Source organism: Mangrovimonas sp. sgz306409 (assembly GCF_059735265.1).
In genome coordinates, this window is sequence record NZ_JCAPEU010000004.1 from 60782 (window position 1) to 75231 (window position 14450).

Annotated in this window: 14 protein-coding genes and 1 other RNA gene; 9 read left to right on the forward strand and 6 right to left on the reverse strand. The window is 37.8% G+C overall.

Annotated features, from left to right (window positions below):
- Positions 1 to 148: 148 nt before the first annotated feature.
- Genes AC6I5C_RS08185 through AC6I5C_RS08195 form a run of 3 tightly spaced genes read right to left on the reverse strand, consistent with a single transcriptional unit; the run spans position 149 to position 5460 of the window.
- The gene (locus AC6I5C_RS08185) at positions 149 to 1237 is read right to left on the reverse strand and encodes a Gfo/Idh/MocA family protein (protein WP_497904728.1); all 1089 of its coding nucleotides are present in this window, start codon (positions 1235 to 1237) and stop codon (positions 149 to 151) included.
- Positions 1238 to 1297: 60 nt separating this feature from the next.
- Positions 1298 to 3760: a TonB-dependent receptor gene (locus AC6I5C_RS08190; RefSeq protein ID WP_497904729.1), complete on the reverse strand. Its 2463-nt coding sequence runs from the start codon at positions 3758 to 3760 to the stop codon at positions 1298 to 1300.
- Positions 3761 to 3771: 11 nt separating this feature from the next.
- On the reverse strand, positions 3772 to 5460 hold the full coding sequence (locus tag AC6I5C_RS08195) for a M23 family metallopeptidase (RefSeq protein WP_497904730.1): 1689 nt from the start codon (positions 5458 to 5460) through the stop codon (positions 3772 to 3774).
- Between the two features lie 178 nt (positions 5461 to 5638).
- On the opposite strand from AC6I5C_RS08195, the gene AC6I5C_RS08200 reads away from it, so the two are divergent.
- The 4 genes from AC6I5C_RS08200 to rny all read left to right on the forward strand — a co-directional run bounded on the left by AC6I5C_RS08200 (position 5639) and on the right by rny (position 8031).
- Positions 5639 to 5929: a coiled-coil domain-containing protein gene (locus AC6I5C_RS08200; RefSeq protein WP_053978007.1), complete on the forward strand. Its 291-nt coding sequence runs from the start codon at positions 5639 to 5641 to the stop codon at positions 5927 to 5929.
- A 16-nt stretch (positions 5930 to 5945) separates the two neighbouring features.
- Complete coding sequence (locus AC6I5C_RS08205) at positions 5946 to 6239, forward strand: cell division protein ZapA (protein ID WP_053978006.1); 294 nt, start codon at positions 5946 to 5948, stop codon at positions 6237 to 6239.
- A 53-nt stretch (positions 6240 to 6292) separates the two neighbouring features.
- Positions 6293 to 6400, forward strand: a non-coding RNA gene (gene ssrS, locus AC6I5C_RS08210) — 6S RNA.
- Between the two features lie 53 nt (positions 6401 to 6453).
- Complete coding sequence (gene rny, locus AC6I5C_RS08215) at positions 6454 to 8031, forward strand: ribonuclease Y (RefSeq protein WP_053978005.1); 1578 nt, start codon at positions 6454 to 6456, stop codon at positions 8029 to 8031.
- A 50-nt stretch (positions 8032 to 8081) separates the two neighbouring features.
- On the opposite strand, the gene xerD is transcribed toward rny, so the two are convergent.
- Positions 8082 to 9044 (reverse strand): site-specific tyrosine recombinase XerD, encoded by a 963-nt coding sequence (gene xerD / locus AC6I5C_RS08220; protein ID WP_497904731.1) that lies wholly within the window; start codon positions 9042 to 9044, stop codon positions 8082 to 8084.
- 207 nt (positions 9045 to 9251) lie between these two features.
- Here xerD and AC6I5C_RS08225 point away from each other — a divergent pair, with 207 nt between their 5' ends.
- The 5 genes from AC6I5C_RS08225 to AC6I5C_RS08245 all read left to right on the forward strand — a co-directional run bounded on the left by AC6I5C_RS08225 (position 9252) and on the right by AC6I5C_RS08245 (position 12442).
- A complete protein-coding gene (locus tag AC6I5C_RS08225) occupies positions 9252 to 9845 on the forward strand; it encodes a hypothetical protein (RefSeq protein ID WP_497904732.1) in 594 nt (197 codons plus the stop codon).
- 24 nt (positions 9846 to 9869) lie between these two features.
- Positions 9870 to 10358, forward strand: a complete 489-nt coding sequence (locus tag AC6I5C_RS08230; RefSeq protein WP_497904733.1) for a hypothetical protein — start codon at positions 9870 to 9872, stop codon at positions 10356 to 10358.
- Between the two features lie 77 nt (positions 10359 to 10435).
- Entirely contained in the window at positions 10436 to 10852 is a 417-nt protein-coding gene (gene aroQ / locus AC6I5C_RS08235) for a type II 3-dehydroquinate dehydratase (protein WP_497904734.1), read from the forward strand.
- A gap of 101 nt (positions 10853 to 10953) precedes the next feature.
- A complete protein-coding gene (locus AC6I5C_RS08240) occupies positions 10954 to 11526 on the forward strand; it encodes an outer membrane beta-barrel protein (RefSeq protein WP_497904735.1) in 573 nt (190 codons plus the stop codon).
- A 373-nt stretch (positions 11527 to 11899) separates the two neighbouring features.
- Positions 11900 to 12442 carry an outer membrane beta-barrel protein gene (locus AC6I5C_RS08245; RefSeq protein WP_497904736.1) on the forward strand — a complete coding sequence of 181 codons (543 nt, stop codon included), beginning with the start codon at positions 11900 to 11902 and terminating at the stop codon, positions 12440 to 12442.
- A 60-nt stretch (positions 12443 to 12502) separates the two neighbouring features.
- Here AC6I5C_RS08245 and lpdA read toward each other — a convergent pair whose 3' ends face one another.
- Positions 12503 to 13879 (reverse strand): dihydrolipoyl dehydrogenase, encoded by a 1377-nt coding sequence (gene lpdA, locus AC6I5C_RS08250; RefSeq protein WP_497904737.1) that lies wholly within the window; start codon positions 13877 to 13879, stop codon positions 12503 to 12505.
- A 136-nt stretch (positions 13880 to 14015) separates the two neighbouring features.
- The gene (gene msrB, locus AC6I5C_RS08255; protein ID WP_497904965.1) at positions 14016 to 14438 is read right to left on the reverse strand and encodes a peptide-methionine (R)-S-oxide reductase MsrB; all 423 of its coding nucleotides are present in this window, start codon (positions 14436 to 14438) and stop codon (positions 14016 to 14018) included.
- Positions 14439 to 14450: the final 12 nt, after the last annotated feature.

The following is a 14450-nucleotide window of genomic DNA, read 5'->3' on the forward strand; positions in this document are numbered from 1 at the left end:
TGCGTATAAGATATTGTATATTTCTCAATGTGACACGTCATTTATTGGTATAAATATAAAGTATTCTTATTGAATAGTTATTCCAAATTACTCGAAGATTGACTATGGAATGTTAAGCTGAAAATTAAGTTCTGAACCTATGCGGATACTAAGCTATTGTAATTCTTTTTCCATTTTGTGCCGCCGATTTGTAGATGGCTTCCACCACTTTAATATCTTTCAAACCCTCTTCACCAGGAACTATTGGTGACGTTTTATTAATGATTGCCAATGCGTCATCATCCATTTGTTTGGCTTGTTGGTTTCCTTGAAATGGTGATACTTTTTGTCCATCGCTTCCTTGTGCACTAACCCCGCTGTAATATTGCAAAGGTTCGGCTTTGTACCAGCCATTGGCACAGTCAACTTTCATGGTATTAATGTTTTCAGCAAAAGACGTTTTGCATTGAGCCGTTATGCCATTTGGAAATTCTAAGTTGAAATGGGTAATTTCATCAGCAGTGAAAATATCTGGACGTGTATATTCGTGGGAGGCACTCACAGAAATTGGTTCCAGTCCTGTAGCATAACGAACCGCATTGAGTGGATACACTCCCATGTCATACATAGCGCCCCCACCTAAAGTTTTATGAAGTTTCCAATTATTATGGTCGCTTGCTCTATTATAGAAACCCGCTTCAGCATATAAGGAATTTATAGCGCCATACGGTTTGGTTTGTGACCATTTTATGATGGTTTGGGTTACTGGTTCATGCTGAAGACGGTAACCGATGGTTAACTGCACTTTGTTTTTATTACAGGCTTGGATAATGGCTTCACATTCCGAAGCATTTAAAGCCATGGGTTTTTCGCACCACACATGTTTCCCTGCTTCGGCTCCAATAATGCTATACGGTTTATGAAGTGCATTGGGAAGGACAATGTAGACAATATCGATATCGTCATTATTAGCAATGGTATGCATGTTTTCATAATTGTAAACATTGGCATCCGGGATATTGTATTTCTTCTGCCAAATAGGAATTTTTTCAGGGGATCCGGTTACAATACCTCTCAACTCACAATATTTGGTTAACTGAAGAGCTGGTGCTAAAATATCTTTACTGTAATAGCCCAAACCCACCAAAGCTACTCCCAATTTTGTTTTCCTTTGGGGAATCATAAAACTGGATAGAGGCATGGCACTTGCCGCTAAAAGAATCCCTGAAGCCTTTATGAATGATCGTCTATTGCCCATATTTTTAAGGTTGTGAATTAGCTTCTCTAATTTACAAAAATATAGGCAGCTTGGTTGAGGTTATAAACGAGCAGATAACCTTACATTGAAAACTCTAGGCGTTAAATAGTTTGGAATGGCATACTGACGCTTGCTGTAAACATCCCTCACCCAAGTATTGGTAATGGAGTTTTGAACATCAAACATGTTGAAGATTTCAAATCCTAAGGTAAGGTCTTTAAAATGACGCTTCCAACTATCGTAAGTTTTGTTTTGATCGACCAATACATAGCTGATTCCCAAATCGGCGCGTTTGTAGTCGCGAAGCCTGTTTTGGTATTGATAAGGATTGGCATAACTTGGCGAACCTCCAGGAACTCCCGTATTGTAAACCAAATTCAGGTACATTTTAAGTTCTGGGATGCTTGGCACATAATCCTGAAATAGGATTCCAAACTTTAAACGTTGGTCTGTAGGCCTGGCAATATAGCCCTGATCTTCGATGTTTTCTTCAGTTTTTAAATATCCAAAGCTGAACCAAGACTCTGTTCCCTTTACAAATTCTCCATTAAGTCGCATGTCCAATCCATAGGCGTATGCTTTGGCATTATTCTTTGCGCGATAGCGAATACGAACATTTTCCAATGTATATGGATTCACATCTGAAAGGTGCTTGTAATAGGCTTCGGAAACCAATTTGAAAGGCCTGTCCCAAAGCTCGAAGCTGTATTCATTCCCAAGTACGATATGGGTAGACTTTTGGGCTTTTACATGAGGTTGCACCACTCCGGAAGAATCCCTAAGTTCTCTATAGAAAGGCGGTTGATAGTACAATCCTCCAGCAATTCTAAAGAGCATGTCTTTATCCCAATCTGGTTTTATGGCAAATTGTCCACGAGGACTAATAACTGTTTGGGTTACGGTTTCAACCCCGTCACCGTTCACTGTCCAATTATGGGCTCTAGCTCCTAAATTATAAAAGACCTCATGATTTCCTAAAGTTGAGCGTTTGCTCCATTGGGCATAGGCCTGTAAACGATCGATCTGAACCTTGTTTGTGGCTCGCACGTTTTGGAACGCCACCAAAGGACCTTCGTATGGATTGTAAGGCTGGTTATTGGGAATGTGCAGCGTAGGAGGTGTGATGGAAAAACCTGCACTGTCAATAACTTCCCATTCTACCAAACGGTCTCTAATGTCTTCATGGGTATATTTTACAGACCATTCAATAGTGGTGTCTTCACTTGGTTTGTAATCTCCTTTGTGTTCAGCATTAAAAATAAGGGCGTCTAAATCATTTCGGGCGTGTGTCAATTGTGAACCAATCCCTTCACTAAATTCCACTTCTCCCAAATTTTGATCTCCAATACTACTGTTGACTTCTCCAAGACGGTATTGGGCCAAAATGTCGAAATATTCCTCCTCTGTGGTGTGATATCCAGAAGCAATTAATTTTAAGGTCAATTTATCGGACACAAAGTAATTGGCTTTAAATGCCCCAAAATTGGTAACGTATTCGTCCTTTTCCTGACCTTCATAAAATACCAAAAGGGCAATAGGGTCGGTTAAAGTTCCAAAGTTGGTCTGTCTGTTCTGTGGTTCAAAATGGTATTTGTTGACAGAGAAATTTCCTAAGAAATTCAAATGAAATTTATCTGAAAATTTATAAGTCAAATAGGTTTGGGCATCGGCAAATACTGGTCGCACATTAGTTTCCGTTTCCATGGAATTGATAAGCAGACTATTGTCGCGGTAACGTAATCCAACAATTCCAGAGAACTTTGAATCTTTACTGATGGCCTCAGCTGCAACGCTTCCGCCAAGTAGGCTTAAATCGGTTCGAACTCCAAATTTAACAGGCGTACGATAAGTGATGTCAAGCACAGAAGAAAGCTTGTCTCCATATTTTGCTTGAAATCCACCGGCGGAAAAATCTACATTTTGAACCAAATCGGTATTTACAAAGCTCAAACCTTCTTGTTGCCCAGAACGGATCAGGAACGGTCTGTAGACTTCAATCTCGTTGACATACACCAAGTTTTCATCAAAATTTCCACCTCTAACAGAATATTGCGTACTCAATTCATTGGAAACATTGACTCCTGGAAGTGTCTTCAAAATATTCTCAACTCCCGGTTGTGCGCCTTTAATGGTTCTAATAACTTCTGGGGTAATTGTGGTAACCCCATTTACAGATTGTCTGGTATTGGTATTAATAACCACAGTAGCGATTTGCTCTACATCCACCTTCATCACAGGATTGAACTCCAATTCTTGCCCATTTTTAAGGTTGAAGGTCACCACCACACGTTTGTAGGAGAGGTGAGTAAACTCAATGGTCACCTTTGTATTGGAAGGAATTTTTAGCTCATAAAATCCATTACTGTTGGAAGAAGTGCCTGAGGCACCTGCTTTTATAGAAACATTTGGCACCGGAAGTTGGGTGTCGTCCAAAATAACTCCTTTAATAGTAGCCTGCTGCGAAAATCCTAAAAGGGAGAAACAGAAAAATGCAAAAATTACGAGATAAACGTTAGGTTTCAATAGTTGAGATTTTATTTTCTAAAAAACGTAGCTTCAAATGTAGAACTATTTCCTACATTATCCGTAACGATGACCTTCAAATTGTTTTCTGTATCACTAATAATGTTATCCTCAAAGTTATAGGTCAAAGTGCCTTTTTTGTATTCATACTCCATTAAAATCCATTTTCCGTTAATGGTTGCGCGATAGTTGCTGATGCCTGAGTCTTTGTCACCAATTTTCACCTTTAATTCAGAGGCATTGCTCATCCATTTACCATCGTAAAAATTTACGGGTGTAATGGTTGGTGGTACCAAATCGGATTCTAGGGTAAAAGTCCCCAGAGATTTTGTTTTAGCAGCAAGGGTTTCGCCTTGACGGGAGGTAGTGAGGTATCTTGGCGTTTTGTTATAACCTGTTAGTTCGGCAATGTAAAGCTTCTCTTTGTCGTCATCTAGATAATTACTGATATCATATTTAATGGTGAAACTTTTTTGAAGCGGAACAATATCTTTGCCTAACAAAAGCGTGTCTGCTTTCACATCAAAATCCAAATAGGTGTCATCATAAAAGGTTCCTTGGGGAATATAAACTGAAATATTACCTTTTTCCAAGTTGGTAGCTTTTCCAGGCAACGCATAATACATAGGTTTGATGTCTTCCTCTTGTTTTGGCAACTCAAGTTCGGTTCCTTTAATAGGAATGGTAATCCAAACATCATTGTCCTTAAAATCCTTTACCCGGATTTTATATATAGAGGATGTACTGTCTTGAATAGTTACATAGCCGTTGTTTTCCACATCTTTATAAAGGCTCAATGGATTGTTTTGTTCAACAAAGAGTTTTTGGATGTAATTATGCTTGGTCTTATAGTTTTCAAAATCTATCAAGCGGTTGATATGTTTCGTTTCTGAATAGCTAAAGCGTTTAAAATCAATTTCAAAATGTTTACTTCCGTTGTAAAAACACTGAATGCTGTTTACGCCATTTTTATTGGGCGCATCATCCAATCTGTCGTAGGTATTAATTCCGAATCCAATATCTCCTAAGGCTTCAATTTCTTCAACGTTGAAGTCGCTGCCTGCCGTTGGAATCAATCGAAGCTCGATTCGTTTTTGAGACCCATTTACATGCGATTTTTCATTTTTAGCGTACGCAAAAATCCCATTTATGGTAGGCTTTCGGGAGTCTTTTACATCCAAACCAAATAGCATGGGGTTCATCGGGCGCTCTTCGTTATCGCGAATTTCAAAATGCAAATGGGGAGCAAAAGAACCTCCGGTATTTCCTGAAAGTGCAATGATTTCGTCCTGTGTCACAGGAAGTTCATCTGGCGTAGGGAAGACTTCTACTTCGTAGGTTTCCTTTTGATATTGACACTCCTTGATATACTTTTCAATTTTATCTGAAAACTTTTGCAAGTGGGCATATACTGTGGTGTAACCATTTGGGTGGGTGACATATAGTGCTTTTCCATAGCCAAAATGCGAAATCTTAATTCTGCTCACATATCCCGGTGCCGAAGTATGCACATTTAGTCCTTCGCGCTGTTGTGTTTTTATGTCCAATCCGGCATGAAAGTGGTTGGGACGCAACTCGGCAAAGGTCCCAGCAAGCACAATTGGAATCTCCATAGGATTTCTAAAATAGTCCTGAGGGTATTCGGTTTGTGAAAAGCTGATATGGCACAGTAACAGTAGGAAAAATAGGGTGTTTTTCATAAGCAAATTTGAGAGGCTAAAATATTAATTTGGTACTAATCTTCAAAAGGGTTTGCCCATAAATAGTAGAAAACAGCACTTTACATTCTATAATTAATTATTTTAAAAATTATTGTAAAACAATTGTGATTTTTGTTTTGGTATGTTAACTTTGTTGAGACAGTAGTGGATATTGCAAATGAGTAAAATTGAAGAGATTGTAGATTCTTTAGAGAATAAAATTAGCAAGCTTTTGCACAAACTCGAGGTTTTAAGGCAAACAAATGCTAAGCTTTCGCAGGAATTAGCTCTTCAACAGCAAAAGAATTTACAATACCAGGAAGAAATAAGTGCTTGGGTTGAAAAATACGAAGCGCTCAAGGTAGCAAAATCCTTACTGGGCAGTGACGAAGATAACAGAGAAACGAAGCTCAAAATAAACGCATTAATCAGGGATATTGACCACTGTATTGCGCAATTGTCTGAATAATGTAATTGTATGATGTATGTCAGAACAGCTTAAGATAAAGCTTTCCATTGCAAACAGGGTGTACCCTTTAACAATAGCTCCAAGCCAGGAGGAAGGGTTGCGAAAGGCGGCGAAGAAGATTGAAGCAATGATAGGCCAGTTTGAGCAAAATTATTCTGTAAGGGATAAGCAAGATGTATTGGCCATGTGTGCCTTGCAGTTTGCCTCCCAATTAGAGCAAAAATCTATAGATCGAGAAAATGTAAGCGAAGAGGTGGAAAACAAGTTGTTGGCCCTGGATGAACTCCTGCAGCTACATTTAAACTCATAACGTTCTTTAAATAAAATAAGGTTACTGCCTACATTGGTTATTTTTTTTGATAAACTCAACGTTAATTCTTTAAAAAGGGTGAGTTTAAGTTGTAAAACCGAGCTGTCTCTGAACAGAGGGTTGATCAGCTTGTTAGCCCTAAACTTGTTTTTAAGGAGTTTATACAAAATGTTAAACCGATGTAGGCTTTTTTATATATATTAACTAACTAAACATGGAAATGAACACAATTTTATTGATTGTAGGAGGCGTGGTACTTGGTGTAGTCATTGGATATATTGTTGCAAAGACTCTTGAAAAGAACAATGCATCAAAAGTTGTCGCCAATGCAAAGCAAGAGGCCGAAGGAATCATCAAGCAGGCTACTGCCGAAGGAGAATCTATCAAAAAGGACAAAATACTTCAGGCTAAGGAGAAATTTATTGAGCTGAAATCGGAGCATGAAAAGGTGATTTTATCGCGCGATAAGAAAATTGCCGAAGCAGAAAAGCGTACTAGGGATAAGGAATCTCAGGTATCCAATGAGTTGGCCAAGCATAAAAAGGCTAACCAATCCATTGAAGATAAGATCAAGGATTACGATTTTCGTTTGGAGTTTTTGGAAAAGAAGAAAGTTGAGATTGAAAAGGCTCACAAAAGCCAAATCAAGCAACTGGAAGTGATTTCTGGACTGTCTGCAGAAGACGCTAAAGCAGAACTTGTAGAGTCTCTTAAAAATGAGGCAAAATCAGATGCTATGGCTTATGTTCAAGACCGCATTGAAGAGGCTAAACTAACCGCTCAGCAAGAAGCCAAGAAAATCATTATTAATACCATTCAGCGTATTGGTACCGAAGAGGCTATTGATAACTGTGTATCAGTTTTCAATATTGAATCGGATGATGTGAAGGGAAGAATCATTGGTAGGGAAGGACGTAACATTCGTGCCATTGAAGCCGCTACAGGTGTTGAAATTATAGTAGACGATACACCAGAAGCTATCATTTTGTCTTGTTTTGATTCTGTGCGTCGTGAAGTAGCACGTTTATCGTTACACCGTTTGGTTACCGATGGTAGAATTCACCCTGCCCGTATTGAGGAAGTGGTTAAAAAGACCCAAAAACAAATTGAGCAGGAAATTATCGAAGTTGGTAAGCGTACAGTAATCGACTTAGGTATTCATGGATTGCACCCAGAATTGATCAAATTGGTCGGGCGTATGAAATACCGTTCTTCTTATGGTCAAAACTTATTGCAGCACTCCAGAGAAGTTGCAAAACTTTGTGGAGTTATGGCCGCGGAATTGGGCTTGAATCCAAAATTAGCAAAACGTGCAGGACTATTGCACGATATAGGAAAAGTGCCAGATTCCGAAGCAGATGTTGAAACACCTCACGCTATCTTGGGAATGCAGTGGGCAGAAAAGTATGGCGAAAAACCAGAAGTTTGCAATGCCATTGGAGCTCACCACGATGAAATAGAAATGACGACTTTATTGGCGCCAGTTATTCAGGTGTGTGATGCTATTTCAGGAGCAAGACCAGGGGCAAGACGTCAAGTTTTGGATTCGTACATCCAACGTTTGAAAGACTTAGAAGATGTTGCTTTTGGATTTAGCGGTGTAAACAAAGCCTATGCTATCCAAGCTGGTAGAGAGCTAAGGGTGATTGTAGAAAGTGAAAAGGTTTCTGATGATCAAGCGGCTAAATTGTCTTTTGAGATTTCACAAAAAATCCAAACAGATATGACCTATCCAGGACAAGTAAAAGTTACCGTAATTAGAGAAACTAGAGCGGTAAACATTGCTAAATAACTTAAGAAAATTAATCATAAAAAAGGCATCCAATTCGGATGCCTTTTTTGTTATTTACCAGAGTTGTCAGAATCGATTTGTTCTTTAATACCTTCTCCCTCGTTTTCCTCTTCCTTTGGTTTTCTAGGATGATACGTCATCAGTACTTCTTTTAAGTGGCTTCTGTCCAAATGCATGTAGATTTCTGTTGTGGTAATGCTTTCGTGGCCAAGCATCATTTGTATGGACCTTAAATCGGCACCATTTTCCAATAAATGTGTTGCAAAGGAGTGTCGGAAAGTGTGGGGAGAAATACTTTTGTTAAGATTGATTGTAACAGCCAATTGCTTGATGATGGTAAAAATCATGGCTCTAGTAAGCTGTCTGCCTCTTCGGTTAAGGAACAACGTATCTTTAAATTCAGGTTTTATTGGAAGATGAACGCGCACTTCTTTCCTGTAAATATTGATGTATTTCTGTGTTTGTGGATCAATAGGCACAAAGCGTTGTTTATCTCCTTTTCCAGTTACTTTTATAAAGCCTTCTTCAAAATAGAGATCAGACAATTTTAGATTGGTCAACTCGCTCACACGAAGACCACAACTATAAAGTGTTTCCAAAATAGCTCGGTTGCGTTCACCTTCGTCTTTACTTAAATCTATGGCGGCAATAAGATGGTCTATGTCGTCAACGCTTAAAGTGTCAGGTAGTTTCCTACCAATTTTAGGCGATTCAATATGGTCCATTGGGTTGGTATCTCTATATTCTTCAAATACCAAATAGCCAAAAAAACTTCGCAGTCCAGAAATCAATCGTGATTGCGATCTGGCGTTGATACTTTTGGAGATTTCATAAATGAAAGGCTGAACTGTTTCCTTTGTAATATCTAGAGGTAAAACAGAAATATCATTTTGCTGTAAATAATTAATGAGCTTTAGGATATCGTACTCATAATTATCAATAGAGTTTTGGGATAGGCCCCGTTCTATCTTTAAATAGTGTTTGTAATCTTGAAGCGCGTTTTGCCAATTCATTGGCTAAATGTACTATTATTTTAAGGGAATATTCAAAATTTAAAATACAGATTAGAAGGGGGTTTCGTAGGGATTGTAAAAAAAATATGCAGATAAAGTGTTTTAAATAAGTTATATAAGTAAATTTGTTAGTGTTGTTGACGGTAAGAGAAACAATGATTAAAATTCCAATTAACTAAATAGTAATTCATTAAAATTAAAATACGTATGAAAAGAATTGTATGCTTAGCCATCTTTATGTCCATGTCAATTATTGCTGCTAAGGCTCAAACTGATAGTGAAGAAGTAAGTAATGATATGATAGAAAAAATAAAGACAGGAGGGTTTAAAATTGGAGCGGATGTAGGATTTCCACTGAGCGGGACGACAGATATTTCCAATTTTAATTTTGGGTTTTATGGTACTTATTTAGTTGAAGTTGCAGAAGATCTTGAAGTAGGAGGTTTGGTTGGGTATACCCATTTTTCCGGAGACGGTTATTATTTCCGTCATCAAGGTGATACAACAATTAGAATCGAGAACGATAGTAATTCATTTTTACCTATTACCGCTACTGCTCGTTATCATTTTATGGATCATGCATTTTTTGCAGGTTTAGATCTTGGATTTGCCCTTAATGTGTCGGGAGATGCGGATACAGGAATGTACTTTAGACCTAAGTTTGGGTACAATTTGGGAATGATTAATCTATTGGCTTCCTTTCAGGTAATTACTGCAGAAGTAGATCATTCGGCACAAGACTATTTCTACAATGTCAACGGATTTAACTCTCTCAATATTGGTATTGAATACTCTTTTTAAAATGTAAATATAAAGCTATTAATCATGAAAAAACTATTATTAACTGTGGTTCTTATTGTTGGAATCTCCTTCTGTGGCAAAGCGCAAGGAATTTTCAAGTTAGGGGCCAATGTAGGATTGGCTTCATCCGATGCGTTGAATGGCTCCGATTTGTCCTTAGGTGTAGATGCCTATTATATGTTTGGGTATAATGATGCCTTTTTAAGTTTTGGACCCACGGTAGGATACAGAAACTTCTTTATTGATAACAATAACCGCTACTTTTATAGGGACGATGCGCAATTTGTACCTGTGGCAGGAGCTGCCCGAGTGAAGGTATTCGGGATATTCACGGGGGGAATAGATGTTGGTTATGCTTTTGGAATATCGGACTATCTCGATGGGGGTTTTTACGTACGGCCTATTGCAGGAATTGATGTGGGAGATTTTATTGAAATTAATGTTTCTTATGAGAATTATTCCGATCGATTTAATTGGGGAAATGCCAACATTGGGGTGTTGTTCCAGTTTTAGAAGGTTCTTTAGAATATTCAAAACCGAAGCTTTTCAGCTTCGGTTTTTTTATGTGCTATTTTTAATATATTTACTTTATGAAGAAACTCATCATCATCAACGGCCCAAACCTTAATCTATTGGGGAAACGAGAACCTGATATTTATGGAAGTCTCACTTTTAATGAATTTTTTGAAACGGTAGTTGACAAATACCCACAAGTAGCATTGGAACATTTTCAGTCTAACATAGAAGGGGAGTTGATAGATAAACTTCAAGAAGTTGGGTTTAGTTATGATGGTATTATTTTAAATGCAGCGGCCTATACGCATACTTCAGTGGGCATTGGCGATGCCGTGGCTGCCATTGAAACCCCTGTAGTAGAAGTGCATATCTCCAATACTTTCGATAGGGAGTCTTTTAGGCACATGTCGTTTATTTCTCCAAATACGAAAGGTGTCATTGTTGGTTTTGGGCTTCAAAGCTACGAATTGGGCATCCAAAGTTTTTTGTGATTTATTTAACCTTTAGTTGGCTTCGATTTGGGAAATGGTTAGGAATATTTAACATATTGTAAGAATATATTTGTTAAATATTAACCGTAACCAAATTTTTAATGAAAAAGTATTACATTATTTTATGTTGCCTCCTTAGCAGTATTCAATGGATGCATGCTCAAGATTCTCAGGTTCAAAACGACTCTACACAAATCAAAAGTTGGACTTTTGGCGCTAAGTTAGGGGAAAGCCACACCAATATTTCCAAATTTCACCAGAACAACTACATTAGAGCTTTGTATTTAGGCTTATTTGCAGAAAAACGCCTTACAAAAAGTTGGGCCATTGAGGGAGATGTAATTGGACACTTTACTTATTATGGTTCAACAACATTAGAAATACCAATAGTTGCAAAGTACTATTTTGATAATAGATGGAGTGTTTTTGCTGGCCCGAAGCTGGATATTTATTTAGGAAATAGTATACACTGGCGAGATTCTTTTCAATTTAATTCATCCGACAAAGTTTCAAAATTAACGCCTTCTTTTGAAATTGGAACTCAGTTTGATATGAGCAAACATTTTTTTATTGAAGCGCGATATAGTTTCGGACTCGACACTTATGTTGATTCTGAAATTAACGGTAAATGGAATAGAAATTTATTGAAAGTAGGTGTTGGCTACAAATTTTAATATTTTGAAAGTTCTATAAATTAAAACCGAAGTGTTGTGCTTCGGTTTTTTTATGTCTTGGTTTAGTTTGATGCTTCACAATGAGCTAATTATCAAGAGTCCCAACTTTCAACTCTCAACAAACAAGACCTGATATTTCATTACTCTTGATGAATTTTTTTAAATGATGGCGGATAGGTATACCAAATGGAATTGAAGCATTTTAAATTCATCTTAATGTGGGATTGAAATCATAAACTTCGTTATTAAGTTAAAAGATTAGATTTTTGGGAATTATTTAACCTTTTCTTGGCTTCGATTTGGGAAATGGTTAGGAATTTTTAACAATCTGTAAGAATAGATTTGTTAATTATTAACCAAACAATTAAATCGGATGAAACAATTTATTTTTCTTTTCAGCTTATTCCTTGGGCTGACACAATTTGCTTTTTCACAGGAAAAGTCACAAGACTACCAATTACACACTACTACCTTTGGTTTCAAAGCAGGACTGAATCAAAGTTTTATTGTTCCTGGACATTATTCTATTGATGGCTATCAAGGGTTGGAACTTTATGGTGGTTTTTTCTCGGAAACACGATTGACGGAGAAATGGAGTTTTCAAAATGAATTGGTATTCTCTTACACCGATGAATACCTATTCTTAGAGATTCCTTTGGTAATGAAATATCATATTACGGATAAATTTAGTGTTTTTGGAGGAGCAAAAATAGATCTTATTTTGAACGATGAGCTGACTAAGGAGCATTTAAGGAGAATGGGGCTTACACTTGAAATTGGTGTCCAATATGATTTTTCAAGAAAATTTTTTGCAGAAGCTAGGTTTGGGTATGGTTTGGTAGATCAAATATATATTGAAGATTTTTATGGGGGATATAGAAATACATTGAGAGTAGGAGTAGGCTACAAGTTTTAATAAAAAAGAAAAGACGATACCAAAAGTATCGTCTTTTCTATATATCAATGAATTTGTTTCTTATAAGTGAATTACTTCATCATAAGCATCGGCTACAGCTTCCATTACCGCTTCACTCATAGTTGGGTGAGGGTGAATTGCCTTAAGCACTTCGTGCCCTGTAGTTTCCAATTTTCTACCTAAAACGGCTTCAGCAATCATGTCGGTAACACCGGCACCAATCATATGGCAACCTAACCACTCGCCATATTTGGCATCGAAGATTACTTTTACAAATCCGTCCTTAGCACCAGAAGCACTAGCTTTACCAGAGGCCGAGAATGGGAACTTACCAACTTTAATCTCGTATCCTTGTTCCTTAGCTTGCTTTTCGGTTAAACCTACACTTGCAATTTCAGGAGCACAGTAAGTACAACCAGGAATATTTCCATAGTCGATTGGTTCTACATGCATTCCTGCAATTTTTTCAACACAAAGGATTCCTTCAGCAGAAGCAACGTGGGCCAAAGCTTGACCAGGCGTTACGTCTCCAATAGCATAGTATCCAGGAATATTGGTTTGATAGTAATCGTTAACCATGATTTTATCGCGGTCTACGGCAACACCTACATCTTCCAAGCCTATGTTTTCAATGTTGGTTTTGATACCTACAGCAGATAACACAACATCAGCTTCCAATACTTCTTCGCCTTTTTTGGTTTTAACTGTAGCTTTTACTCCTGCTCCAGAAGTGTCAACTTTAGTTACTTCGGCAGAAGTCATGATTTTAATGCCATTTTTCTTGAAGCTACGCTCTAATTGTTTAGAAACTTCTTCGTCCTCAACAGGCACTACATTTGGCAAATATTCAACAATAGTTACTTCGGTACCGATAGAGTTGTAGAAATAAGCAAATTCTACCCCAATAGCACCAGAACCAACTACAATCATTTTCTTAGGTTGTTCTTTTAAGCTCATGGCTTCACGGTAGCCAATTACTTTCTTACCATCTTGTGGCAAACTTGGCAACTCACGAGAACGTGCTCCGGTAGCAATGATAATGTGGTCTGCAGAATATTCTTTTCCATCTACGTCAACTTTCTTTCCAGTTTTAAGTTTTCCGTAGCCCTGAATAACGTCAATTTTGTTCTTTTTCATTAAGAATTGAACACCCTTGCTCATCCCTTCGGCAACACCACGACTGCGCTTTACAATAGCACCAAAGTCTTTATCGGCACCTTTTACAGAAAGGCCGTAGTCTTCGGCATGCTTAAGGTATTCAAAAACCTGTGCCGATTTCAATAAGGCTTTAGTAGGAATACAACCCCAATTTAAGCATACTCCACCAAGACTTTCCTTTTCTACTATTGCAGTTTTAAAGCCCAATTGAGACGCTCTAATAGCTGTAACGTAGCCTCCAGGTCCACTACCTAGAACAATTATATCATATTTACTCATGAGAATTTGTTTAGTGTATTTTTTTGACGCTACGAATTTACGAAACCTATTTTTAAATATGAATTTAGCCAACAAAAAAATAGGCACTTCTCCCATATAAATAAAGCGAGTGCCTTAAAATGCCTAAATGAAATTTTTAATTTTTTGGCGACGTATTTTCTGTAGAATCTTTTTGGGTTTCGGCACTATCAAAATCCAAGCTTAAAGAGTTGACACAATAGCGCAATCCCGTTTGGGTAGGCCCGTCATTAAATACATGGCCTAAGTGGCCTCCACAGTTTGAACAGAGTATTTCGGTTCTTACCATGCCATGGGTTCTGTCTTCTTTGTAAGTGATGGTGCCTTCAATGGCATTGTCAAAGCTAGGCCAACCACAATCTGATCTGAATTTATCGGTGCTTTCAAATAATTTAGTGCCACAGGCAGCGCAGGTATAGGACCCTTTTTCAAAATGAAGGTTGTACTCTCCTGTATAGGGGCGTTCGGTACCTTTTTCCCTAAGCACATGGTATTGGTCTGGCGTGAGTATTTTGCGCCATTCTTCTTCTGTTTTATTCATTTTATATGTTTC